The sequence below is a fragment of the Methylocystis borbori genome, from assembly GCF_036576025.1.
Classification (GTDB): Bacteria; Pseudomonadota; Alphaproteobacteria; order Rhizobiales; family Beijerinckiaceae; genus Methylocystis; species Methylocystis borbori.
On sequence record NZ_JAZHYN010000031.1, the window covers coordinates 1 to 22,528 of the forward strand.

Genomic DNA, 22,528 nt, shown 5'->3' on the forward strand with positions numbered 1-22,528 from the left:
GCGGCGGCGCGCGCCGGCTGCGGGCGGGGCTTCGCCTGCGGCTTCTCCTTCGGCGCGTCCACCGACACCGGAGGCAGGGTCGTGCTGGCGTCTTGCGCCAAAGCAGCGCCGCCGAGCGTCGAAGCGAATGCAGTCGCGACGCAAATAGCCAGCGCGGAAGCCCCGCAAAGGGGATTCAACGCCAAGGGAAGAGAATTGCGCAGTTTCTCCAAAGATTTTGATGAAGCTATATTATGCATTGCCTCCGCCTTTCCTGCATTTGCATTGCCGAGCATGCTATTTTGTTAGGTTTCAGGCGCGAGAGCTGTCAATCGATCAAAGGCTTAGTTTAGAATGGATGTAGCTGCCACAGTAACTCAATTTCTTAATGTTGCTAAAATGCATCATTTTGTGCGGTAGACTGGAATAAATTCCAAATAGTGACGAGCTTCTAAAGAAGAACCATTGTAATCTAGCCCGTCATTCCCCGCGTACTATGGAATTGTTCCAGATAACGCCCGCTTGCATTCGCGAGATATTCATCGAGATGGATTCGGCCTGATCGATTCGCGCTGGAAGCGAGGGCGCGCGCGAACGCCCGGGACCTCGACGGCGCCGCGGATTAACGGTATCGAGCGAGTTCAAACGCCGGTTGCGAGACGTGCTCGATCTGACTCCGCAGGACTGGACGGCCATTGGCCTTTCCGTGAAAGTCGCCACGATCGCGACGCTCGCCGCGCTCCCTTTGGCGCTTCTCGCGGCTTACGCTCTGGCGCGCTGGCGTTTTCCGGGCCATGGCGCGCTCAACGCCGTCACGCATCTTCCCCTGGTGCTGCCGCCGGTCGTCACCGGTTTCGTCCTGTTGCTGCTCTTTGGACGGCGCGGCCCGCTCGGCGCGTTTTTCGCCGACTATCTCGGGATCGTTTTCGCCTTCCGCTGGACCGGCGCGGCGCTCGCCGCCGCGGTGATGAGCTTTCCGCTTATGATCCGGCCGATCCGCTTGTCTTTCGAAAGCGTGGATCGGCGCCTGCCCATGGCCGCGCGCTCGCTCGGCGCGAATCCCTTCTGGGCTTTTCTTGTCGTCGAACTGCCGCTGGCGCTGCCAGGCGTCATGGTCGGCGTGATTTTGGGTTTCGCGAAGGCCTTGGGCGAATTCGGCGCGACCATCACGTTCGTCTCCAACATACCGGGCGAAACGCGCACCATTCCGGCCGCGATCTACAGCCTGATCCAGACCTCGGACGGCGATGCGGCGGCGATGCGGCTCGCCATCATCTCGGCGGCGATCGCCGTGATCGCGCTCACGGTTTCGGAGATGCTGCAAAGGCGCGCGCGGTACGGAACGTGATCGCGCTCGACGTGACATATGCGCGCGGCGCCTTCTCGCTCGTCTGCGCCTTCGAGAGCGCGGCCCGCGTCCTCGCGGCGCATGGCGCGTCGGGCGCGGGCAAATCGACGCTCGCCAATCTGATCGCGGGGCTCGCGCGGCCCGACTCGGGCAAGATCATCCTTGGCGGCGAAACCATCGTCGACGTCTCTCGCGGTGTTTTCGTTCCGCCCGAGCAGCGCAGGGTCGGCTTCGTCTTTCAGGACGCGCTTCTCTTTCCGCATTTGAAAGTGCGCGCCAATATTCTTTTCGGCCGCTTCTTTACGCCTAAGGCGGAGCGCCGCGTCGCTTTCGAGCCCGTGGTCGAGACGCTCGGCGTTTCGCATCTCCTCGATCGCTGGCCGGCGACGCTTTCGGGCGGCGAGCGTCAGCGCGTCGGCCTTGCGCGCGCCTTGCTCGCGTCGCCGCGCCTTCTCGTCATGGATGAGCCCATGGCCTCGCTCGATCGCCCGCGCCGGCATGAGATCATGACGCTGATCGAGCGGATGCGCGACGAATTCGCCATTCCGATTTTTCTGGTGTCGCACGCCTCCGAGGAGATCGAGCGCCTCGCCGACGAGGCGCTTGTGTTCGACCAGGGACGCATCATCGCGCAGGGGGCGCCTTCCGAGGCGCTGCCGGGCGCGAGCCGCCTGATTGAAGGCGGCCGCTTCGCGATTGTGAGCGGCCTCGCGGCGAAGGTCGCCAAGATAGACGAACGCTACGGCGTCACGCGGCTCGCGCATCCCGCGGGCGAAATCATTGTCGCGGCGCGTCTCGCCGAAGGACCCGTCCGCGTCAGCATTCGCGCGACGGATGTGGCTCTGGCGAAGACGAGATCGACGGATACGAGCGTGCGCACGACGCTACGCGGACGCCTCGTCAAGATCGATGCGACCGACAGCCCCTTAGCCTTCGCGACGATGGAGCTTGTCGGCGGCGAGCGGCTTATCGCCGCAGCGACGCGGCTCGCGATGGACGAATTGGGCCTGAAGATCGGCGACGAAATCTTCGCGCTGGTGAAGTCGGTGGCGCTCGACGAACGCGAAATATGAAGCCCTCAAAGCGTCTTTTTCCCGCCGTTGCAATTTTGCGTCGGTGTGGGCGGCGATTCTGCGAGCTTGCGAAGAGGCGCGAAGATTTCCATCAGACGCACGCAAGATGCGTCTTTTTATATCTTGCTCTCGCCGGCCGCCGGGCCTTACTTGAGAATCGCGACAGACAATAATTCTCGCTGAAGGGAGAAAGATGATGAAGATTTCCGCACGGAACGTTCTCGACGGCGTGGTTAAGGACGTCAAGAAGGGGGCGACCACCGCTCACGTTCTGATTGATGTGAGCGGCATGACCGTCACGGCGTCCATCACCAATGAATCGGTCGATGAACTCGCCCTCAAAGCCGGCGCGAAGGTGAAAGCGATCATCAAATCGTCGGACGTGATCGTCGCGGTCGATTGATCCTTTCGTTGAAGGGGAGAGTCGAACGCATCGCTTCGACTAAGCGTTTGGAGCGCGGGGTTCTTTCTTCCCTTCACGGGCCATTGAAATGCACCGCGCCGAACTGCGCGCAATCATAGCCGCCAAAGGCCTCGGCGCGCTCTCGGAAAGCGGCGCTCGCGCAAAAGCGAACGAGCTTTTGAAAGGGCGGATCGAAATAGGCCCTGCGCCATATGAGCAGATCGAAGCGCTCCACGACCAAGGGCGTGAACTCGAGCTGAAATTGACGCGCCGCCGCTTCGATCCCTAACCCCACGTCCGCGCGGCCGGCGGCGATCGCCATGGCGAGATCCGATTCCGAGCGCTCGATCGCGTCCACCGATTTCAGATCGGACTTGCGCAATCCCTCCTTGGCGAGCAGCGCCGAGAGCACCAGTTCGCTGCCGGCCTCGGGCTGGCGGGACTGAAATCGAAGGTCCCCGATATCCGAAAGCCGTTTGATCGGACGGCCCAGTTTCGCCGAATACATGACGCCGCGCGTGCGCTTGGCCCATTCGATAAGCGCGACCGGCTCTCCCGCGAAAGATTTGCTCACAGGCTGCACATTCCATTCGTCGGACTTCGCGACTGGGATATGCAGGCCGGCGGCGATGCAGGCGCATTCCCGCATTCGCGCCAGGCCGTCGAGGGCGCCGTCCATCAGCGCGGCGATTCCGGAACGCGATTCCCGCAAGGCCCATTCGAGCAAGGGATCATGTCCGCCGGCCATCACCAGAGGGTAGTCGGCGCCGGCCGTTCGCCTGTTTGGCCGCTCGGCCTCAGAGCCGCTGGCGGCGATCCAGCTCTCGATCTCTTCCCGGGGAAAGAGGAGTTTCCCCGTGACGCGCCGGAAGGGAAGCGCCTCCTCGGCGACGAGGTCGTAAACTTTTCGCTCCTTCACCCGCAGTAGAGCGGCAAGTTCGCGGGTCGTCAAATATTCCGCCATCAGCCGTTCCATATCCGCAGCGCCGTGCGTAAAAATAGCCATAAAAAACATAGTTAGGAAGATCGACGGGCGACGTGCGGCGCCGATCCATTCTCATATCAACAGAAATATCCAAAAAACCGCGACATAGGGCGGCGAGACGCTGCGCCTATATGAGTTAATGTACGTATTTTACGCATGACGCGCTATATAGGGAAATTATAGAGTGAAATGCGGTTTATCGCATATTGGCGCGGCTCCGGCCGTTTACGCCGAGCGAACTCAAGGAGCCTTAAATGATTGATTTCCGTAGCATCGTCCTGGCGCTGGCGATCGTGTCATGCGCGGCGCGCGTTGGAGCCGAAACGCCCGCGGCCTCGGCTCAAAAGGGCGGAGAGGCTTCGCCGCCCGTCGTCACGGTTTTCGCCGCCGCCAGCCTCAAGAACGCGCTCGACGCGGCCGCCGCCGCCTATAAGGAGAAGACGGGCGTCGAATTGACGGTGAGCTATGCCGGCTCCATGGCGCTCGCCAAGCAGATCGAGGCCGGCGGACCGGCCGAAGCCTTCATCGCCGCCGACGTGGCTTCGATGGACTATCTCGCCGAGAGAAATCTCATTCAGCCGAAGACGCGCTTCAATCTGCTCGGCAATACGCTTGTGCTGGTCGCGCCGCGCACCGCGAAACTCGATAAGGTGGCGCTCACGAAAGAAGCTTTCGCCGCCGCGATCGGGTCCGGGAAAATCGCGACCGGCGACGTCGCTTCCGTTCCGGTCGGCAAATATGCGAAAGCCGCCCTCGATAAGCTGGGCCTGTGGAGCGTCGCCGAGCCGCATTTCGCCTTCACCGATAATGTGCGCGCCGCGCTCACATTCGTCGCGCGCGAGGAAGCGCCGCTCGGCATTGTCTATCTGACGGACGCCAAATCCGAGCCGAAGGTCAAGATCGTCGCGACTTTTCCGTCGAGTTCGCATCCGCCGATCGTCTATCCCGCCGCGCTGACCGCGAGCGCCAAGGGCGAAGCGGCGGGGAAATTTCTGGATTTTCTGAAAGGCCCGGCGGCGAAAGCGATCTTCGTCGACCAGGGATTCACCGTCCTCAAGTAATCTGAGAATTCGCGCCGCCATTCCTGCATTAACCCTTTCGGAATGGCGGCGCCTGTTGAGCCTTCAAACTTCGGCCTGGAGCCTGTTCGCGAAACCATCGATTCACGAACAGGCTCCTGGTTTTGAAATGACGCATTTCCCGCCAAACCGGCATCCGCTTCGGCGGGGAAAAGGCTTTAGAAATTCACTTTCGTCGCCACATAGAAGCTGCGGCCGGGGCTGGGATAGCCGTCGGTCGTCACATAGAGCTTGTCGAAGAGATTGCGCACGCCGGCCTGGAATTTGACGTTGTCGGCAGGCTGATAGTCGAGATTGAAATTCGTCAGGAAATTGGAGCCGGTCCGGTAATAGACATTCCCGTTCGTGGTGGCGGTCCAGCGATTGGTCGCCATCTCAATGTTCGGCGTGAAGGTCAGCTCTCGGATCGGACGATAGCCGGCGTAGAGAATGAGCTTTGCGTCGGGCACGCCGATTGGCTGGAGCGTGACGATCCCCGTGACCGTGGTTCCCGAGAAATTGAACACGGTCGGCGCATTCAGGCGCCGACGGATCAGCGTCAGATTGCCGCCCAGCGAGAAATCCTCGCGCACGAAATAATCGGCCGATATCTCCGCGCCCCCGAAGCGGGCGCTGCCGACATTCTGCTGCTGCGTGGTGGGGACGCCATCCGGCCCGAGGAGGGGAACGCCCTGGATGAATCTGTCGACAAGGCTGTAGAAGAGGTCGACCGAGACGCGGCTGCCGGGCGCGAATACGCTGGACCAGCCGAGATCGAAATTGGTGGCGCGTTCGGGCTTCAGTCCGGGATTGGACGTCTGGCCGCCAAAGCGCGAGCTGAATCGCTCGAACAGCGTCGGGTAGCGGGTTCGGCTCGAAACGTTGAAATAGAGGCGATCCTGGTCGGTGTAATGCCAGATCGCGGCGCCCTGATAATTGGGCGCCTGCACGTCCTTGGGCGTATATCGGAAGAAGCCGCGATCCGACGTAAACTCATCGGCCTGTCGCAAATGCCGCCAGTCGTAGCTGAAGCCGGCGACGAGATCGATATCCTTGCGCGGATGGAACGTGTTTTCGACCGCGACCGAATAAGTGTCCTCCTGGCTTGTCTGAAGCGGCTCGAACAAGCAGGGCACGCCGGTGAAGCATCCGCCGCGCGCGCCCGACACGCCGAAAGTATTCCGGCCGAAACCTTGCTGCTGTTCGCCATGATTGTCGAAGCGATAGAAGAACAGGCCTTTCAGCGTGTCGATGTCGCCAAATTGCGTGCCCGCCTCGACCTCGGCCCCAAGAGAATAATCCATATAGGGGCTGATGAAGGAACGCTGCTGGGATTGAACGAAGAATGTCGGATTGTCATAGGCGATGAGGCCATTATCGAATTTGGTCCAATAGCCGCGCGTCTTGACATAGGAGGCGTCGCCGAGCTGGGTCTTGGAGAGGAAATAGAGATTCTGCACCCGCCAGTAAGGCCATCTCCAGAAGCGTTGGCTCGAGAGCGGATCGGTCGTATGGAGCGGCGCGCCCTTCTGGCCTTCCTGGCGGTTGAAGCTCAGCGAATATTCGTCCGTCGCATTGGGCGTGATGCCGACCTTGGCGGCGATGTTAAAGTCGCGCGAATAGGATTGGCCGCGCATGCCCCAGCCTTGCGCCAGCGTCGACTTGTAGCTCTCGGGCAGCATCCAGCCGTCCATGGTTTGAAAGGTGCCGCTGAGCTGGGCGTAATAGAGATCCCTCTTGGTGCCGGCGTAGGCGTAGGCGCGCGGTCCGAGGAATGTGCCGTCGCGGCCGAATTCAAACTTCGCCCGTCCTTCGAGCTCCACTTCGCGCGACGGCTTGCGCGTGACGAGATTGATCTGGCCGCCCATGCCGCCCGGCCCGTCGAGCACCGAGACATAGCCTTTGGCGATCTGCACTTCGGCGATATCGGCGGTGAGAAAACGCGAGAAGTCGAGTCGGTTGTCGGCGGGCAGATAGACGCGCACGCCGTCGACGGTGAGCGGCACCTGCCAGCGGTCGAAGCCGCGCACGTAGATGTTCTGCTCGTTGCGCGTGCCGCCGACAAGCTGGCTGTTGACGCCCGGCGCGAGATTGACCGCGGCGTCCAGCGTATCGCGAGAGAAAGTCTCCATCTGCCGGTTGGTGATCGTATAGCCGCCGAAGTCGTCGGTATGCTGCTTTGGCGTCGGGCCGTTGTCGGCGGTCGCTATATTGTCGTCGCCCGTCCCAGCGCCGCTCGGCGCGCCCGCGCCGGTCCCCGTTCCGGTTCCAGATCCCTGACCCGGCGCGCCGGGCCGCGTCGGGACGGCGAGCCGTCCCTGGCCCACCTTGATCTCGCCGAGCTCGAAGGCCTTGGGCGCGCGGATCTCGATCGGCGGCAAGGTAGTTTGAGCCATGCTTGGCGTCGCCAGCGCCAGCAGAACGCCGCCCGAAAGAGCCGTCGACGCGAATAGTCTAGTCATGATCGCCCCCATTGATCGTCAGAGAGAGTTGAGAAAGGCCAGCAGCGCGTCGCGCTGCTTTTCCGAGAGTGTGCGAAAGGCGTCGGCTGCGGCCTGCGCTTCGCCGCCGTGCCAGAGGATCGCCTCGGCGACGCTGCGAGCGCGGGCGTCGTGCAGGTAATTCGCGCCGTCGCCGAATTTGCCGGCGAGCCCGAGACCCCAAAGCGGCGGCGTGCGCCAGTCGCGCGGGCCGGCGTCGTAATCCTCGCGCCCGTCGGCGAGGCCGTCGCCCATGTCGTGCAACAGCAGATCCGTGTAGGGATGAATCGCGACGCCGTTCAGCGCCGGCTGTGCGGGAAAGGCGCCGACATGCAGCGTCTCGCGATGACAGGCCGCGCAGCCGCTGCTCTGGAACAGCGCCTCGCCTTGCGTGACGAGAGGGTCGGCGGCGCCGCGGCGCGCCGGAACCGCCAGCAGCCGGATATAGTCGGTCGTTTCCGCGAGCTGCGACGGCTTAAGCTCGATGCGCGTCGCCGCCGCCGCTTTGCAGGCGGTCTGCGCCGCGGCGCAATTCTCCACCGGATAAAGCTCGTTCGAGATTCCGAGATCTTCGGCGAAGGCGTTGGCGATCTGCTGCCTGAGCGAAGGCTGATTCGCCTTCAGGCCGAAGCGGCCGAGACGTTTTTCGCCGCTCTCGACGTCGAAGACGTAATTCGCCTTGCCGAGTCCGGTCCGGGCGTATTCGAGAATTTCCTCTTCCCCGACCGCTTCGAGAAGGCCAAGGCCAAACGCCGGCGGCGCGTTGCGCGCCGAGGTTTTCACGGTTGCGTCGAGCGACCCATAGCCGAGATTGGAAAAGGACAGACGCGGGCGCCGCATCGAAACGATCGCGCCATCGGCAAGCGTCGTCTCAAACTCTTCATATGAGACGATGGCGCGTCCTTCGCCGGGAACGCCGGGAACGCCGTCGGGATTAAGCTGCGCGCCGTAAGCGGGATGCGGGAGCGATCCGCCATGCGCGTCCTTGCCCGCGACGCCCAGTCTCACGACCATCGCACGCGCGACGCCATTCTCGGGATCCGGCGACGCGCCGCGCCCGTTCTTGACATGGCAGGCGATGCAGGAAAGGCGGTTGTAGAGCGGGCCGAGGCCCGCGACTTCCTCCTGATCCCGCGACGGGCCGATCACCCAGGCTCTGCGAAACAGTCCGCCGCCCGCGCGAAAGCTTTGCGCGAGCGTTTCGTCGAGCCCGGTGATCGGCCGGCTGAAGGCCTCGCCGTCGCGCGTCTCGTTTTCATAGGGCGCGCCGGCGAGGAGAAAGACGCTTGCAAGAAGAATGGACGCCCGCTTCATGGCGCGCGACCAACGAGCGCCAGGGCCGTCGCGCGCGATTCGTCAAGCGCGGCGCGCCATTTGGCGAGGAGCGCCGGCTCGATGGCGTCGCGCTTGGCGTAGCCTTCGAGCGCTTTCGGATCATCGGCTTCGGACGCTGCGACGGGAACCAGTCCGGCGAGGCGCCGCGCTTCCGCGACGCGCTTCGCCGCTTCGGCGTCGGGGCTCGCGGCGAGTTTCGCTTCGGCCGCATGAATGGCGCGCCACAGGTCTTTTACCTGCGCATGTCGCTCTGTGAGCGCGATGTCGAACAGGAGATTGACAAGGCCGGGACGGCGGCGGCCGATGTCGCTGTCGTAGGCGAAAATCGCGTCCTTCCCGAGCGCAAAGGGATCGACGATATTGGCGGGCTTGTTTTGATAGGCGTCGGGACGCGCCGGATGACGGCTGCTGTCCGTCTCCATCATCAGTCTCTGCCCCTCGCGCGAGAGCGCGAAATCGACGAAGGCCTTGGCGAGATCGACATTGCGGGTCGACGCCGTAATCGCGATATGCGCGGGCAGGAAAGCCGTCCGCGCGGGATAGACGAATTCCACCGGCAGACCGTTCGCCTGCGCGGAAAGCGGGAAGAAATCGATCGACAGCGCGAGCGGGAAGCGGCCTTCGCGCACGCTCGTCGTCGGTCCGGCGCCCGAGGCAAGCAGTTCGGCGTTGCCGGACATTTCGCCGAGCAGGGCCCAGCCGCGCTCCCATCCCTCCGACTGCAGGATGATGTCGTAGAGCGCCGGCGCGAACCCAACTTTGCTCGGGATCGGCATCGCCAGTTGATCGGCGACGGCCGGGGCGGCGAGATCGCGCCAGTTCTTAGGTCTGGAGAGGCCGCGCGCATCGAGGAGCGCCGGATTGACGACGACGCCATAGCCGGCGATGTCGTAAGCCTCGAAGGTTCCGGCGGGATCGGAGAGCTGTTCGTCGCCGAGCCGGCCCGGCAGCGCCGCGCGATCGACGGAAAGTTTCCGAAAAGCGCCGCGATCCCGCAATATAGGGAAATTGCCGAGCGAAGGCGCCCAATAGACGTCGGCGCCGCCCTGATCCGGCTTGCTCAGTTCGGCGAGCGCGTCGCGCGACTGTTTCCAGACATATTGGACATGAACGCCCGGGAATTTCTTTTCGAATTCCTGTTCGTAGCGCGTCGTCAGCTCTTCGGGAAAGCTCGTGACGACGATGATTTTTCCCTCCTCCGCGCGCGCCGAACCGCTTAAGCCGCATAAATGCGCGAAAATGGCGGAAGGCGCGCCGAGGAGAAGCGCGCGGCGAGAAGGGGAGACGGCGGCCTTGGCGCGGCGAGTCGTTATGTTGTTTGTATACATGACGCAAAGTTATTTTTGCGGTCATGCCCAAGTCAACAATCGATCAGCTTAAAGAAATGGCGCCTCTCGCTTTTAGAGCGATTTTACGCTACAAAGATCCTATATGTTGCAACTTTGCAACGAAATATAAGCTGGTTATATGACGAGATAGGTCTGGTCTATGACGCAAGCCGACAAAGGGCCGGAAGGCTTTTTCCGCGCCATGAGCAGCGCCTTCGCGGCGACGATTCGCACGCGGCGGCGCCAGGGGGATTTCGTCGGCGTCCTTTGCGCTCAGGCTTTCGACTGCTTTCGCGGCAATCTCGACATTCAGTCGGAAGGCGCGCCGCCAACGGTCTGCAAGGGCGAGTGCGACGCCTGCTGCTGCATAAGGGTCGTCGCTACCGCCCCGGAAATTTTCCTTCTGGTCCGTTTCGTCAACGTCAATGCGCAGGCGTTCATCGACCGCGGCGTCGATCTGAAGCGGCGCATCATCGAGGCGGACGCCCAAACGGCCGGCCTCTCGGAAAAGGAGCGTCTGGCGCATCGGCGCATTTGCCCCTTCGTCCATGAGGCGCTGTGCGTTCCCTACAAGCTTCGGCCGCTCGCTTGTCGCGGCCATGCGTCCTATGACCGGGAGGCCTGCGAAAAAATCGCCGCGGGGGAGGACGTCGAAGCGCGGGTGTCGACGCCGCATATGGTCGTGAGAAGCCTCGTGCAGGGCGCGTTGATGTCGGCGTTAAGCGACGCCGGCCTGCCTTTCGGCCTTTACGAATTGAACCACGCCTTGGCGATCGCGCTGTCCCGGCCGGACGCGGAAGCCGCTTGGATCGCTGGCGGCGACCCGCTGAGCGGGGCGGCGATCCCGGATTTCAGCGGCCGCGAAGCCGTCGCCGCCTTCGAAGCCATCAAGCGCGGCGGCGCGCCTTTCGCGCCCTGACCGGTTAATCCGCGGCGAGAATGACGTTTTGGGCCTCGAAAACCGCGGCCGCCCGCATGCCTTCGGCGATTTTCAGTTTTTCCGCCTTTTGCCTCGGGATCACCGCGGTCATTGTCTTGCCGCCGCCGATGTCGAGCAGAAACTCGCTATTGCGCTCAGCGTCGACGCGCCGCGTGACGAGCCCGATGAAGCGGTTGCGCTCGCTGCTGGCGTCGGCGTCGGCAGGGGCCAGATCGACGAAGGAGGATTTGATCAGGGCCAGCACCTTGCGTCCCGGCGCGAGGCCGAGATCGGCGGCCGCGTCATTCGTCACGATCGAACAAATATTGTGCTCGCTGGAAAGCCGCAGCGTCACCTCGACGTCGACCGGCCATTTCTTCACTTCGACCACTTCGGCCTGGAAAACATTGCGCGCGGAAATCTTGACGCCGACGCTCCAGAGCAGGAAGTCTTCGTTCCCCTCGAAGCCTTCCTCGGCGATGATCGAGGAAATCCTCGAGACGCGCGCCTCAAGCTGGTGAAACATGGCGATCAGCCGCAGGCCTTCCGCCGTCACCTCGGCGCCGCCGCCGCTGCGGCCGCCCGCCTTCGTCACGAAGGCGGGGCTCGGCAGCAGATTGTTGATCGAGTTCACGGCGTCCCAGGCGCCCTTGTAGCTGAAGCCGACCGCCTTCGCCGCTTTGCTTATGCTTCCATATTCGGCGACCGCTTCGAGGATTTTGATGCGGTCGCGGCCGACGAGGAATTTTCCCTTGCTGCGCAGGGCCACCAGCGCATCGATTTTCTCTTCGCTCATCTATTCCACAGCCTCAGCTTGAAGGCGGACAACCTATTATCCAAAGGCATGTTTGATAATGTCCGGCGCATTTCCGATCGCGGGCGGGCGATTGATTCTGGAGCTGGAACTTAATTCATGCGGAAACGAAAGGACAATCGAACGAACTTTGCATCTTTTTTGATCTTGCCGCTCAACGCCGGCGAATTTTAGCTTCGATCGCTGTGCAGCATAGATATATAGAGCGACGCGCGTCGAAAAGGACCGAGCATGCGGATAGGCGTTTTCTGCGCGTATGAAAATCCCGGACGCGACTTCGCGCGCTGCTATGCGGCGCAGACGGCGCTCGTTCAACGCGCCGAGGCGCTGGGTTTCGACGAGGCCTGGGTCGCCGAGCATCATTTCGACGCCGAGACCGCCTGCCCATCCATTCTTGCGCTGCTCGCCTATCTCGCCGGCAAGACGAGCCGCATCCGGCTCGGCTCCGCCGCCGTGCTGCTCGCCTTCCACAATCCCATTCAGGTCGCCGAGGATATCGCGACGATCGATATGCTCTCGGGCGGACGTTTCGATTTCGGCGTCGCCAAGGGCGGGCCCTTTCCCCTTCAAAACAAGCATTTCTCGGCGACGCTCGACCATACGCGGGATATGACGATCGAAGCGCTGCAGCTCGTCAATCGGCTTCTCTATGAAGAGAGCGTCAGCTTTTCGGGCGCTTTTTATCAGGTCGACGACATCACGCTCGTTCCCAAACCTCTCCAAAAGCCGATTCCGACCTATCTTGCGACGCGAACGCCGGAGGCGATCCAATTCGCCGCGCGGAACGGTTTGGGGATCATGGCCGCGTCGCCGTTTCCGGTCGAGCATGTCGCGAATATGGTCGAAATCTACCGGGAAGCGGCCGCTCCCGGAGCGGATCCGCGTCTTGCCCTGGCGCGCTTTTACCATGGCGCGCCGACGCGCGAGGCCGCGCGCGCGCAGGCGCTTCCCTTCATTCGCGGCTTCGCCGAACGCATGCGCGCGAATTTCCAGGCGACGGGGGAGAAGGGGCCGGGATTCGATCTCGACGAGCTCGTCGAACGTTCGCTCATCGGCGGTTTCGACGAATTATCCGACAAGATTCAAATTTTGCACGAGCGCACGGGGTTTCGCTCCCTGCTGCTGACGCCTTGCGCGCGAGATGAAGATAAGAATAGACGCGCGCTCGAGGATTTCGCCCATCAAATCCGCCCGCGGCTCCCTGCGGCTCCGGCTGAAATGGCCGTCGCGGACTAACCGCGCCGGTTCACCGAGGGATTTCATAACGCCCTAGCGCGTCGCGCCGACAGCGCGGCGACGTGCGGCGCTTGCTCGCCGGGCCGCGGACCGCCTCGAAACGCTCGAAATCCATAAGCTTCGCCCATCGAGATTGCTGGCGGATGTGAGTTTTTCTACGCTCGCGCCGGATTCAATACATCGATTGCGCGCAAACAACGCCAAGTCTGCTGAGACATTGAGCATGCTGCGTCCTGATAAAACATCATTTTGAGGAAAAATTCGACTTGTCCTGACGTTTGCGCCATCTTTATAAAATATAAATATATAGCGATGGGCGGCGCGATTCCTAAGGAATCGCCGCCGAGCGGGGCGGGCGATGACAGACGAGCGGATATCCGGCGGGCGTCGGCGAAGAATCCTGTTGATGGGCGCGTCGCTCTCGACGCTGGTCTGGGCCGCTGGCGCCAAGGCGCAGCAATACCTCGCGACCATCGACATCGGGGCCGCGCGGGCCGCGCGCCCTGATGCGCGCGGCGCGCCAGCGCCCGCGACGACAGAGACGCAGACCGCCGAGCAGCGCGAGGCGGCGGAGAAAGGCGGCGCGATCATCGGCGCGCCGGCGAACAAGCCCTCCACCGTCTATCACGTCGATCAAAAGGGTCTGCAGCTTGCGACTGGCGCCGGCGGAACCAATATGCTGCGCGGGATCGGCTTTCTTCCCTCCGTCGACGCGCCCGCGATCGACGCCTACGGCCTCGCCAATTTGCCCGGCGGCAATAAGGGTCTGCGCATACGCGGCGAATTAAGCCAGCACGGCAACAGCATCAGCACGGTGGAAGGCCTGCCGCTCTCGGGCATTGATCCTGGGCCCGGCGCGACATTTCTCATCGACAATGAAAATCTCTCCGGCCTCGACCTCTATCAGGGGCCGGTGCCCTCCTATGTGACTTCCTATTTCACTCTGCCGGGCGTCATCGACAGCCGCTTGCGCTGGCCATCGGAGAAAATGAGCGCCGAGATTTCGCAGACGGTCGGCTCCGCGAGCTTCCTGCGCACCTTCGGCCGCGTCGACAGCGGCGAGATTCTCAACGGAACGACGCGCGTCTTCGCCTCCGGCTCCTGGACCGACGCGCATATGTGGCGCGGCGTCGGCAAGGCGCCGCAAGGCAAATCCGGCTTCGCCGTTGGCATTGCGACGAAGCCTTTCGAGGCCTTCGAGGCGAAGGCCTTCATCGCCAAGAGCAGCTTCGATTCGAACACCTATGCGGGGCTGACTTATTCGCAGGCGAGCAATCTCGGCGCCTATAGATGGTATAATTTCCTCCCCGTTTCGAGCGCGGTTCCGGCGGTGGCGGTGAATTACGCCGGATATAATAATCAGCATTTCGACAGTTGGACGGCGCTGTCGGAATTCACATTGCGTGTCAATGAAACGACGCGGCTTGTCGTCAAGCCATATTACTTCCGCGAGGACGGCTATTATTTCGACGGCATGCAGAACGGCATGGTCCGCCAATGGCTGATCAATCACGACACCTATGGCGTCACCAGCGAGATCGATACGCGCGCGCTCGACACCGACATCAAGGTCGGCCACTGGTATGGCGTCCAGAACGCGCCGGGACCGCCGACCGCCTGGAAAATGTTCCGGCCGAATGCGCTCGCCGGGATGACCTACGCGTCATGGCCGATTCTGACGCAGCAAAAGAGTCCGCAAATCTTCAACGCCGCCTATGGCGTCGCGCGCCGCGATTTCGATGCGCTGCACGCCGAAGCGGGCGCTCGCTATATTTGGATGCAGATCGCGAGTCTCGAAGCGCGCAATTCGGCGGGCATCGTCGGCGACGTTTCATATGACACGGCGCTCGCGCTTGCTCCCGTGCCGATTCCCGCGCGCAGCGCCTCGGCGCATGCGATCGGAACCTTTTTGCCCTATGGCTCGCTCGCCTATGACGTGACTCAAAATCTTCAGCTCAGGGTCAGCGCCGGCGGCGGCTACGCCGGCCCGTCCTATGACGTTTGGCCCGCCTATCAGCAGAACTCGGCGACCTTCATAAAAAACGGCATCACCGCCGATCAGCTATGGTCTGCGATCAAGCCAGAAACAGCCGCCATGGTGGATGCTGGCTTCCGCTGGTCTTTCTCCGATCCTGATTTCGGCTCGGGCTTCATCCAGCCCATCGCTTATTACAGCCGCAATCACAACAAGGCTGTCGTCTATGATCCGGGCCTTGGCGTTCAATATGGCCAGAACGTCGGCGAGAGCGAAAGCTATGGCGTCCAGGGGCTCGGTCACTACACGCCTGTCGAAGGCATCGATCTCTTCTCGTCGATCGGCTATCAGCACGCGGCCTTCGTTCGCGATCTGCCGACGCTTCCCTTCGCGTCCCTTGCACAAATTCTTGCGACGCGCGTGAGCGGGCGGCAATTGCCGAACGTGCCCTATTGGATATCGACGGTCGGCGCCAATCTGCGCGTCAACGCCTTCTCCTTTACGCCCATTCTTCACATCGTCGGATCGCGCGCCGGAGACACATCCGGTCTGCAGCCGATCGCCGGCTATGCGACAATTGACCTCAACTTCGGCTATGAGCAGGCTCTTGACGTCGGAAAGCTGGATTTTAATCTGCTCATCCTCAATCTGTTCGATCAAGCTTACATCGGACAGATCAACAACGGCTATTATCAGCAGACGGCGAGTTCCGGCATCTATTTCCCGGGCGCGCCGCGGACCGTTGTGGCGAAAATCGGCATGAAGTTCTAGCCGCTCTCTTGCGGGCGCCTATGGCTTCTTGTCTTGTGGAGAAACATTCGCTCATAGAGTCACGACGAGTCGGTTGCTCATCGCGAGCGCGAATTTGAACGCGAATACTCGGAGCGCCGACCGCTCAATCTGGAAGCAATCTTAGGACGCCGCCGCCGAATTGTGCCATGAACGAAGGCGCTTAAACGTGGGCCGCGCTCATTGAGCGGGCGCTTCCCGCGAAGCGGTAGGGAATTCCTAAAGACGCGCTGCAATGCGCGAGTTTTAACGTGCGCCGACTTCTCGGCCGCCGAATGGTTCGGCGCGTCCGCAGAGCCGGACAAAGAGGAGAAGAAGAACATGTCAGCTACTGCCGCCGCTCGCGTTTATATTGTAAATGACGACGCCCCCGAAGCCGCCAAGGACGCGGCTGTGAAGCCGGTGACTGTTTTCGTGCGCTTCTCGCCGAATGCGAGCGTCTTCGAAGTGTCCCACCTTCCGGCTCATCTCACCGGCGAACAGTGGGTCAAGCTGCTTCATATCCACGCCGGCGATCGCTATCAGTCGCGCGCCGGCGGCCGCGGCTTTTTCCAGATTTCGCCGGACGAACTTGCAAGGCTGCAAGCGCTGCCGCCGCTCTGATCGCGAAAGTGATTTGAATGGTTCGCCTGACTGTCATTCCCGGCAGGCCGAAGGCCTGACCGGGAATCCAGAGCAAACTTCATAGACTCGAATTGTAACTCTGGATTCCCGATCGCACGCGATGCGTGCGTCGGGAATGACATCCGTGCCGTTAAGCCGGATGTCGTTTGAGAATGCGAATTTGTTCTCGATAAGAGCGCGCTCTTCTATGTCGAGAAGGGCGGCATTTCAGGGATGGGTCGAGGTTCGATCTCGGCGTGTCGCAGCCGCAGCGAATTAATGACGACGCTGACAGACGACAGCGCCATCGCCGCCGCCGCGATCGTCGGCGAGAGCAGCAGACCGAGAGTCGGATAAAGCGCGCCCGCCGCGATCGGAACGCCGACTGCGTTATAGAAAAAGGCGAAGAACAGGTTCTGGCGTATATTGCGCATCGTGATCTTGGAAAGGCGCCGGCCGCGCACGATGCCCCGCAGATCGCCTTTGAGCAAAGTCACGCCGGCGCTCTCGATCGCCACATCCGTTCCGGTTCCCATGGCGACGCCGACATCGGCGGCGGCGAGCGCTGGCGCGTCATTCACGCCGTCGCCCGCCATGGCGACAATGCGGCCCGCTTCGCGCAAGCGGCTCACGACCTTGCTCTTGTCTTCGGGCAGGATTTCAGCTTCGACCTCGCTTATGCCCAGGCGCTTGGCGACGGCTTGCGCGGTCGTGCGATTGTCGCCCGTCAGCATCACGACCGCGACGCCGTCGTCGCGTAGCGCCTGCAGCGCCTCCAGCGTCGTCGGCTTGATCGGATCGGCGACGCCGATGACGCCGGAAATTTGTCCCTCGATCGCGACGAAAATCGCGGTCGCGCCTTCTTCGCGCAGGCGTTCAGCGTCGTTTTCGAGCGCCGCGGCGTCGATCCCGAGTTCGACGAGATATTTCCGATTGCCGATGACGATCCTCTTGCCCTCGACGCGGCCGATCACGCCTTTGCCGACAGGCGAATCGAAATCCGTCGCCTCTTTCAGCGCGAGCCCCCGCTCGGTCGCGGCCTGAACGATGGCAAGCGCCAGCGGATGTTCGCTCGCGCGCTCGAGACTCGCCGCCATCGCCAGGAGATCATTCTCCGAGACGCCCTCGACGGCGCGGAGGGCGGTGACGCGCGGCTTGCCTTCGGTGAGCGTCCCCGTCTTGTCGACGACCAGCGTGTCGACCTTTTCGAAACGCTCCAGCGCCTCGGCGTTCTTGATCAGCACCCCCGAGCGCGCGCCGCGTCCGACGCCAACCATGATCGACATGGGCGTCGCGAGGCCGAGCGCGCAGGGACAGGCGATGATGAGAACCGAAACCGCCGCGACGAGCCCATAGGTCATGCGCGGCTCAGGACCCCATATCGCCCAGGCCACGAATGCGAGAATGGCCATGAGGATGACGAGAGGCACGAACCAACCGGCGACCTGATCGGCGAGGCGCTGTATGGGCGCGCGGCTGCGCTGCGCCGCCGCGACCATTTCGACGATGCGCGAGAGCATGGTGTCGCGGCCAACTTTCTCGGCGCGCATCACGAAGCCGCCGGTCTGGTTGAGCGCGCCGCCGATGAGTTTGTCGCCGGGCCCTTTCGTCGCCGGCATGGATTCGCCCGTCACCAAGGATTCATCGACCGAGCCGCGGCCTTCGACGAGTTCGCCGTCCACCGGAATCTTCTCGCCCGGCCGCACGCGCAAACGGTCGCCGACCTTCACCTGATCCAATGGGACGTTTTCGTCGGAGCCGTCGGCGTTGACGCGCGTCGCCATTTTCGGCGCAAGATCGAGCAGCGCGCGAATGGCGCCTCCAGTTTGCTCCCTTGCGCGCAATTCGAGAACCTGCCCAAGCAGGACGAGGACGGTGATCACCGCCGCAGCTTCGAAATAGATCGGAACAGAGCCGTCCGCCGCGCGAAAGGTCGCGGGGAAAAGCGACGGCCGGAGGGTCGCGACGACGCTGTAAATCCAGGCGACCCCCGTGCCCATCGCGATGAGCGTGAACATGTTCAGATTGCGGGTGACGAGCGACTGCGCGCCGCGCACGAAAAACGGCCAGCCGGCCCAGAGCACGACCGGCGTCGCCAGCGCCAATTGAATCCAGTTCGATGTCTGTTGCGCGAGCAGATGGTGAAGATTGAAAAAATGGCCGCCCATCTCCAGCGCGAAGACGGGCGCGGTCAGCGCCAGTCCGATCCAGAAGCGGCGAGTCATATCGACGAGTTCGGCGTTCGGTTCGGCGTCGCCCGTCGCGATGAGGGGCTCCAGCGCCATGCCGCAGATCGGACAATTGCCCGGTCCGATCTGGCGAATCTGCGGATGCATCGGGCATGTGTAAATAACGCCCGTTTCGTTCGAATGGCCCCGATCGACGCCTTCTCGAAATCTTTTTGATTCCTCATGCGCGGCGTGATGATGATGCTCGTGGGCCATCGGACGTCATCCTTTCCGTCGCGATAAGTAGCGCGTTTTCCGAGGGTGGGGATAAGCCGCGGCGCGAAATCGCCAGTCACTTTTTCAACACAATCGAAAATCTACAATGGCGCGCCCGGGATTTTACGCGAGAAGGCCGGGCAATTCGCAAAATCGGGGATGCGCGAACCATCATGTCGAGCCGACACAATCGCAGCTTCCGCTCGGTCGTCGCGCTTGCGCTCGCCTGCCTTTATCTGCTTTTCGCCGCCGGCGCTTCCACGGCTTTTGCGCATGAGCTCCCCGGAAACCCCTGTCACCGCCATGATTTGAGCGGCGCCGTCGTCAAGACCTTCGCAGCCGCGCATAAAACGGCCGCGCATGGGCATTCGGCCAGCCATACGACGCAGAACGACCAGGGCGTCGTGGGGGGCCACTCGGATTTCGCTTGTCAATTCTGCTCGGCGATCGTGAGCGAGGTAGGGCCTCTCTCGCCGCGCCTGATCGCCATCGCCGCCGTTTTTCAAGATTGCGGCGCAAGTCTCCTCAGCCAGCCGCCCACGCGCCTGTCGCGCCCGCCTCGATCCTTCATCGCGCTCTGAGAACCCGTCGACGCGCGGCGAGAGCCTGCGCGCGGCGCAATCCTGCGACGCGATGAGGATTGGCTCATGCCTCCCTATTTTTATGCGCCGGCCCCCGGTCTTGGGCGCTCGCGCGGCGCCAAGGCGTCGGGACTGACGGCGCTTGCGCTGCTTCTTGCCGCCTGCGCGCCGAGAACGCCGCCGCTCGTCGGACCCAATCCCGTCGAGCCGGCGGCGCCGACGCGCGCTCTGAAAGCGCGTTCCCTTCTTCAGCCCTATGCGTCCCGTCGGCCGGTCGAACCGACGACTCCATGGAAGCAAGAAGGGCCGACGAGAACGGATGAGGCGCGATGATCTCCCCCGCATTCCTGACGCGCCTGGCGACGACGGGCGGGCTGAGCCTGCTGCTTGCCTCTTGCGCGACATTTGCTCCCGATGGCGGGACGCATGTCGCGACCGAGGCTGCACGGCGCGAATTCGGGAAAGACTTCGTCGCGCTGCGAAGCGAGGCCGACGACGCCTTCGTGAAGTCGCGCGTCGAGCTTTTGTTGAAACATCCGCTTACCGCCGATTCCGCCGTCGAAATCGCGCTCTTGAACAATCGCGGGCTGCAAGCCGCTTTCAATCGTCTGGGCGTCGCCGAAGCGATCATGACGCGGGAGAAGCTGCCGCCCAATCCGACCATCGCCTTTTCGCGTCTCGCCGGGCCGTTGGGCTATGAGATGGAAGGCGCCGTCGTCGCCAATATTCTGGCGCTGGCGACTCTGCCCGCGCGCGCGGAGATCGCCGACGACAGGTTTCGCGCCGCGCAATATGACGCCGCCGCCGAAACATTGCGCCTCGGCTATGCGGCGCGCCGCGCTTTTCTGAGGGCCGTCGCGGCGCGAGAGCTTATGGGCTCGCTTGCCGAAGCGAGCCGTTCCGCCGACGCGGTCGCGGCGACGGCGCGCCGGCTCGGCGAAACCGGCGCGATGAACCGTCTCGATCAGGCGAAGGATCAGCTTTCCTCCGCCGAAGTCGCGACGCGGCTGGCGAGCGCGCGGCTCCTCGCAAGCAATGAGCGCGAGCGCCTGGCGCGCGCTCTGGGACTTTGGGGAAAAGAGCTCGATTTTCTTTTACCGAATGCGCTGTCGGCGCCGCCGCAACGCCCGCGCAACCTGCCGCATATCGAAGAGGAGGCCGTCGGCCGCCGCGTCGATTTGCAGATCGCGCATGCCGAGATTCGCGCGCTGGCGAAGACGCTCGGCCTCATCGAGGCGACGCGCTTCGTCAATCTTTTTGAACTGTCGGGCGGAGCGATGATTAAGTCCGAGAGCCCCATCAATCCTGAAACTGGCCGGACCGAAACGACGCGTTTCCGCTTCGCCGGCGGCGGGGCGGCGCTTGAAATCCCGATCTTCGATTTTGGCGAAACGCGCGTGCGGGAAGGCGAGCAAACCTGGCGCGGCGCCGTGAACGCGCTTACCCAAAAAGCTGTCGAGGCCCGCTCGCAGGCGCGTCAGTCCTATCGGACCTATCGCTACGCGCATGAGATCGCGCAATTCCGCAAGCGCGAAATTCTCGCTTTGCAGACGATCGTCTCGGAAGAGACGCTGCGCCGTTACAACGGCATGCTGGTCGACGTGTTTCCCTTGCTCGAAAACGCCCGCAAGCGCGCGCTGCTCGAGGCGGCGGCGATCGAAGCGAAGCGCGATTACTGGATCGCGGAGACGGATTTGCGCGCGGCGATTTCGGGCCCGGCCGAAGCGCTCGGCGCGGCGCCGGTCGTGGGAATGAATTCCGAGGCGGAAGGAGAGCGCCCATGAGATCGATTCATCGTCCGGCGCCGCCGCTCATGTCCCGCAGGGGATTTCTGGCGTCGTCGCTCGCCTGCGCGAGCGTCGGCCTCGTCAGCGGGCGCGCGCAGGCGGCGGCGATTCCCGAAGCGGTTCGCTCAATGACGGCGGCGACGCAGCCGCCGCTCTTTCCTTCGAGCGGCCCCGACTATCGGCCGGTCGTGACGCTCAATGGATGGTCCCTGCCGTTTCGCATGGCTGGCGACTGGAAGGAGTTCCATCTTGTCGCCGAACCCGTCGAGCGCGAGATCGCGCCCGGCATGAAGGCGCGGCTGTGGGGCTATAACGGCCAATCGCCGGGCCCGACGATCGAGGCGGTGGAAGGCGAGAAGCTCCGCATCTTCGTCACCAACAAACTCCCCGAACATACCGCCATTCATTGGCACGGCATGCTGTTGCCGGCTGGCATGGACGGCGTCGGCGGCGTCACGCAGTCGCACATCCCGCCGGGCCGCACTTTCGTCTATGAGTTCCAGCTCAAGGAAAGCGGGACCTTCATGTATCATCCGCATTCCGACGAGATGGTTCAGATGGCGATGGGGATGATGGGCATGTTCATCGTTCATCCGCGCAATCCGCACGAGCGCCATGCCGATCGCGACTACGCCTTCATGATGAGCGCCTATCGCTTCGAGCCGGGAACCTATATGCCGCGCGTCTCGGAAATGACCGACTTCAACATATGGAGCTGGAATAGCCGGGTTTTCCCCGGCATCGATCCGATAGTCGCGCGTATCGGCGAGCGCCTGCGCATTCGCATGGCCAATCTGACGATGACGAACCATCCGATCCATGCGCATGGCCATCATTTCTCGGTGACGGGCACGGACGGGGGTTGGATTCAAGAGATGGCGCGCATCCCCGAGTCGACGACGGACGTTCCGGTCGGCGTCACCCGCGCCATTGAATTCGACGCCGCCTATCCCGGCGATTGGCCGATCCATTGCCATAAGTCGCATCACACGATGAACGCGATGGGGCACGATTTGCAAAATTTCATCGGCGTGAAAGCCGATGCGCGTCTGGCGAAAGCCATACGCAAACTCGCGCCCGGCTATATGCCAATGGGCGCGACGGGCATGGCGGATATGTCCGCGATGAAAATGCCGCTGCCGCAAAACACATTGCCGATGATGACGGGCGAGGGCGCTTTCGGGCCGGCCGAAATGGGCGGCATGTTCAGCCTCATTAAAATCCGCGAGGACCTCGCCGCAAATGATTATCGCGACCCCGGCCGATATAGGCATCCGCCCGGCACGGTCGCGCATGACGCGGAAGCGGCGCCGATCGATGTCGCTCCGGCGCAGGATGCGACGCCGGCCGCGCCGCATGGCGGCCATGAGCATCATCATTGACGCCGGGGC

At 62.7% G+C, this 22,528-nt stretch carries 18 protein-coding genes; 12 read left to right on the forward strand and 6 right to left on the reverse strand.

Features of this window, described 5'->3' with window-relative positions:
* The first annotated feature begins 640 nt into the window (after positions 1-640).
* From modB to V3H18_RS11065, 3 genes are all read left to right on the forward strand, one after another.
* Positions 641-1,327 (forward strand): molybdate ABC transporter permease subunit, encoded by a 687-nt coding sequence (modB, locus tag V3H18_RS11055; protein WP_332082101.1) that lies wholly within the window; start codon positions 641-643, stop codon positions 1,325-1,327.
* Positions 1,324-2,400 (forward strand): molybdenum ABC transporter ATP-binding protein, encoded by a 1,077-nt coding sequence (gene modC / locus V3H18_RS11060; RefSeq protein WP_332082102.1) that lies wholly within the window; start codon positions 1,324-1,326, stop codon positions 2,398-2,400. Before modB ends, modC begins: the two co-directional genes overlap by 4 nt.
* A 196-nt stretch (positions 2,401-2,596) precedes the next feature.
* Positions 2,597-2,803 carry a TOBE domain-containing protein gene (locus V3H18_RS11065; protein ID WP_332082103.1) on the forward strand — a complete coding sequence of 69 codons (207 nt, stop codon included), beginning with the start codon at positions 2,597-2,599 and terminating at the stop codon, positions 2,801-2,803.
* Between the two features lie 73 nt (positions 2,804-2,876).
* On the opposite strand, the gene V3H18_RS11070 is transcribed toward V3H18_RS11065, so the two are convergent.
* Entirely contained in the window at positions 2,877-3,767 is an 891-nt protein-coding gene (locus V3H18_RS11070) for a helix-turn-helix transcriptional regulator (protein WP_332082104.1), read from the reverse strand.
* Between the two features lie 275 nt (positions 3,768-4,042).
* On the opposite strand from V3H18_RS11070, the gene modA reads away from it, so the two are divergent.
* Complete coding sequence (gene modA / locus V3H18_RS11075) at positions 4,043-4,849, forward strand: molybdate ABC transporter substrate-binding protein (RefSeq protein WP_332082105.1); 807 nt, start codon at positions 4,043-4,045, stop codon at positions 4,847-4,849.
* 176 nt (positions 4,850-5,025) lie between these two features.
* Here the strand turns inward: modA and V3H18_RS11080 are convergent, their stop codons facing one another.
* Genes V3H18_RS11080 through V3H18_RS11090 form a run of 3 tightly spaced genes read right to left on the reverse strand, consistent with a single transcriptional unit; the run spans position 5,026 to position 9,989 of the window.
* Entirely contained in the window at positions 5,026-7,308 is a 2,283-nt protein-coding gene (locus V3H18_RS11080; protein WP_332082106.1) for a TonB-dependent receptor plug domain-containing protein, read from the reverse strand.
* Positions 7,309-7,326: 18 nt separating this feature from the next.
* Complete coding sequence (locus V3H18_RS11085; RefSeq protein ID WP_332082107.1) at positions 7,327-8,640, reverse strand: di-heme oxidoreductase family protein; 1,314 nt, start codon at positions 8,638-8,640, stop codon at positions 7,327-7,329.
* Positions 8,637-9,989 carry an ABC transporter substrate-binding protein gene (locus tag V3H18_RS11090; protein ID WP_332082108.1) on the reverse strand — a complete coding sequence of 451 codons (1,353 nt, stop codon included), beginning with the start codon at positions 9,987-9,989 and terminating at the stop codon, positions 8,637-8,639. Before V3H18_RS11090 ends, V3H18_RS11085 begins: the two co-directional genes overlap by 4 nt.
* 160 nt (positions 9,990-10,149) lie before the next feature.
* On the opposite strand from V3H18_RS11090, the gene V3H18_RS11095 reads away from it, so the two are divergent.
* The gene (locus V3H18_RS11095; protein ID WP_332082109.1) at positions 10,150-10,908 is read left to right on the forward strand and encodes a hypothetical protein; all 759 of its coding nucleotides are present in this window, start codon (positions 10,150-10,152) and stop codon (positions 10,906-10,908) included.
* 4 nt (positions 10,909-10,912) lie between these two features.
* Here V3H18_RS11095 and V3H18_RS11100 read toward each other — a convergent pair whose 3' ends face one another.
* Positions 10,913-11,704, reverse strand: coding sequence for a TOBE domain-containing protein (locus tag V3H18_RS11100; protein WP_332082110.1), 792 nt, complete (start codon positions 11,702-11,704; stop codon positions 10,913-10,915).
* A gap of 249 nt (positions 11,705-11,953) precedes the next feature.
* On the opposite strand from V3H18_RS11100, the gene V3H18_RS11105 reads away from it, so the two are divergent.
* From V3H18_RS11105 to V3H18_RS11115, 3 genes are all read left to right on the forward strand, one after another.
* On the forward strand, positions 11,954-12,958 hold the full coding sequence (locus tag V3H18_RS11105; protein ID WP_332082111.1) for an LLM class flavin-dependent oxidoreductase: 1,005 nt from the start codon (positions 11,954-11,956) through the stop codon (positions 12,956-12,958).
* Between the two features lie 406 nt (positions 12,959-13,364).
* Positions 13,365-15,704 (forward strand): TonB-dependent receptor, encoded by a 2,340-nt coding sequence (locus V3H18_RS11110; RefSeq protein WP_332082112.1) that lies wholly within the window; start codon positions 13,365-13,367, stop codon positions 15,702-15,704.
* 339 nt (positions 15,705-16,043) lie between these two features.
* Entirely contained in the window at positions 16,044-16,325 is a 282-nt protein-coding gene (locus V3H18_RS11115; RefSeq protein WP_332082113.1) for a hypothetical protein, read from the forward strand.
* A gap of 206 nt (positions 16,326-16,531) precedes the next feature.
* Here V3H18_RS11115 and V3H18_RS11120 read toward each other — a convergent pair whose 3' ends face one another.
* The gene (locus V3H18_RS11120) at positions 16,532-18,769 is read right to left on the reverse strand and encodes a copper-transporting P-type ATPase (protein ID WP_332082114.1); all 2,238 of its coding nucleotides are present in this window, start codon (positions 18,767-18,769) and stop codon (positions 16,532-16,534) included.
* A 173-nt stretch (positions 18,770-18,942) separates the two neighbouring features.
* Between V3H18_RS11120 and V3H18_RS11125 the strand changes: the two genes are divergently transcribed.
* From V3H18_RS11125 to V3H18_RS11140, 4 genes are all read left to right on the forward strand, one after another.
* The gene (locus V3H18_RS11125) at positions 18,943-19,350 is read left to right on the forward strand and encodes a hypothetical protein (protein ID WP_332082115.1); all 408 of its coding nucleotides are present in this window, start codon (positions 18,943-18,945) and stop codon (positions 19,348-19,350) included.
* 66 nt (positions 19,351-19,416) lie between these two features.
* Positions 19,417-19,683, forward strand: a complete 267-nt coding sequence (locus tag V3H18_RS11130) for a hypothetical protein (protein WP_332082116.1) — start codon at positions 19,417-19,419, stop codon at positions 19,681-19,683.
* Entirely contained in the window at positions 19,680-21,134 is a 1,455-nt protein-coding gene (locus V3H18_RS11135) for a TolC family protein (protein WP_332082117.1), read from the forward strand. The genes V3H18_RS11130 and V3H18_RS11135 overlap by 4 nt, the downstream gene beginning before the upstream one ends.
* Positions 21,131-22,519 carry a multicopper oxidase family protein gene (locus tag V3H18_RS11140; RefSeq protein WP_332082118.1) on the forward strand — a complete coding sequence of 463 codons (1,389 nt, stop codon included), beginning with the start codon at positions 21,131-21,133 and terminating at the stop codon, positions 22,517-22,519. The genes V3H18_RS11135 and V3H18_RS11140 overlap by 4 nt, the downstream gene beginning before the upstream one ends.
* Positions 22,520-22,528: the final 9 nt, after the last annotated feature.

What these genes read in the sequence shown, in the direction of transcription:
- V3H18_RS11065 (WP_332082103.1), top strand. Translation starts at nt 2,597, where the DNA reads ATGAAGATTTCCGCACGGAACGTTCTCGACGGCGTGGTTAAGGACGTC.
- V3H18_RS11070 (WP_332082104.1), bottom strand. Translation starts at nt 3,767, where the DNA reads ATGGCGGAATATTTGACGACCCGCGAACTTGCCGCTCTACTGCGGGTG.
- modA (WP_332082105.1), top strand. Translation starts at nt 4,043, where the DNA reads ATGATTGATTTCCGTAGCATCGTCCTGGCGCTGGCGATCGTGTCATGC.
- V3H18_RS11080 (WP_332082106.1), bottom strand. Translation starts at nt 7,308, where the DNA reads ATGACTAGACTATTCGCGTCGACGGCTCTTTCGGGCGGCGTTCTGCTG.
- V3H18_RS11085 (WP_332082107.1), bottom strand. Translation starts at nt 8,640, where the DNA reads ATGAAGCGGGCGTCCATTCTTCTTGCAAGCGTCTTTCTCCTCGCCGGC.
- V3H18_RS11090 (WP_332082108.1), bottom strand. Translation starts at nt 9,989, where the DNA reads ATGTATACAAACAACATAACGACTCGCCGCGCCAAGGCCGCCGTCTCC.
- V3H18_RS11095 (WP_332082109.1), top strand. Translation starts at nt 10,150, where the DNA reads ATGACGCAAGCCGACAAAGGGCCGGAAGGCTTTTTCCGCGCCATGAGC.
- V3H18_RS11100 (WP_332082110.1), bottom strand. Translation starts at nt 11,704, where the DNA reads ATGAGCGAAGAGAAAATCGATGCGCTGGTGGCCCTGCGCAGCAAGGGA.
- V3H18_RS11105 (WP_332082111.1), top strand. Translation starts at nt 11,954, where the DNA reads ATGCGGATAGGCGTTTTCTGCGCGTATGAAAATCCCGGACGCGACTTC.
- V3H18_RS11110 (WP_332082112.1), top strand. Translation starts at nt 13,365, where the DNA reads ATGGGCGCGTCGCTCTCGACGCTGGTCTGGGCCGCTGGCGCCAAGGCG.
- V3H18_RS11115 (WP_332082113.1), top strand. Translation starts at nt 16,044, where the DNA reads ATGTCAGCTACTGCCGCCGCTCGCGTTTATATTGTAAATGACGACGCC.
- V3H18_RS11120 (WP_332082114.1), bottom strand. Translation starts at nt 18,769, where the DNA reads ATGGCCCACGAGCATCATCATCACGCCGCGCATGAGGAATCAAAAAGA.
- V3H18_RS11125 (WP_332082115.1), top strand. Translation starts at nt 18,943, where the DNA reads ATGTCGAGCCGACACAATCGCAGCTTCCGCTCGGTCGTCGCGCTTGCG.
- V3H18_RS11130 (WP_332082116.1), top strand. Translation starts at nt 19,417, where the DNA reads ATGCCTCCCTATTTTTATGCGCCGGCCCCCGGTCTTGGGCGCTCGCGC.
- V3H18_RS11135 (WP_332082117.1), top strand. Translation starts at nt 19,680, where the DNA reads ATGATCTCCCCCGCATTCCTGACGCGCCTGGCGACGACGGGCGGGCTG.
- V3H18_RS11140 (WP_332082118.1), top strand. Translation starts at nt 21,131, where the DNA reads ATGAGATCGATTCATCGTCCGGCGCCGCCGCTCATGTCCCGCAGGGGA.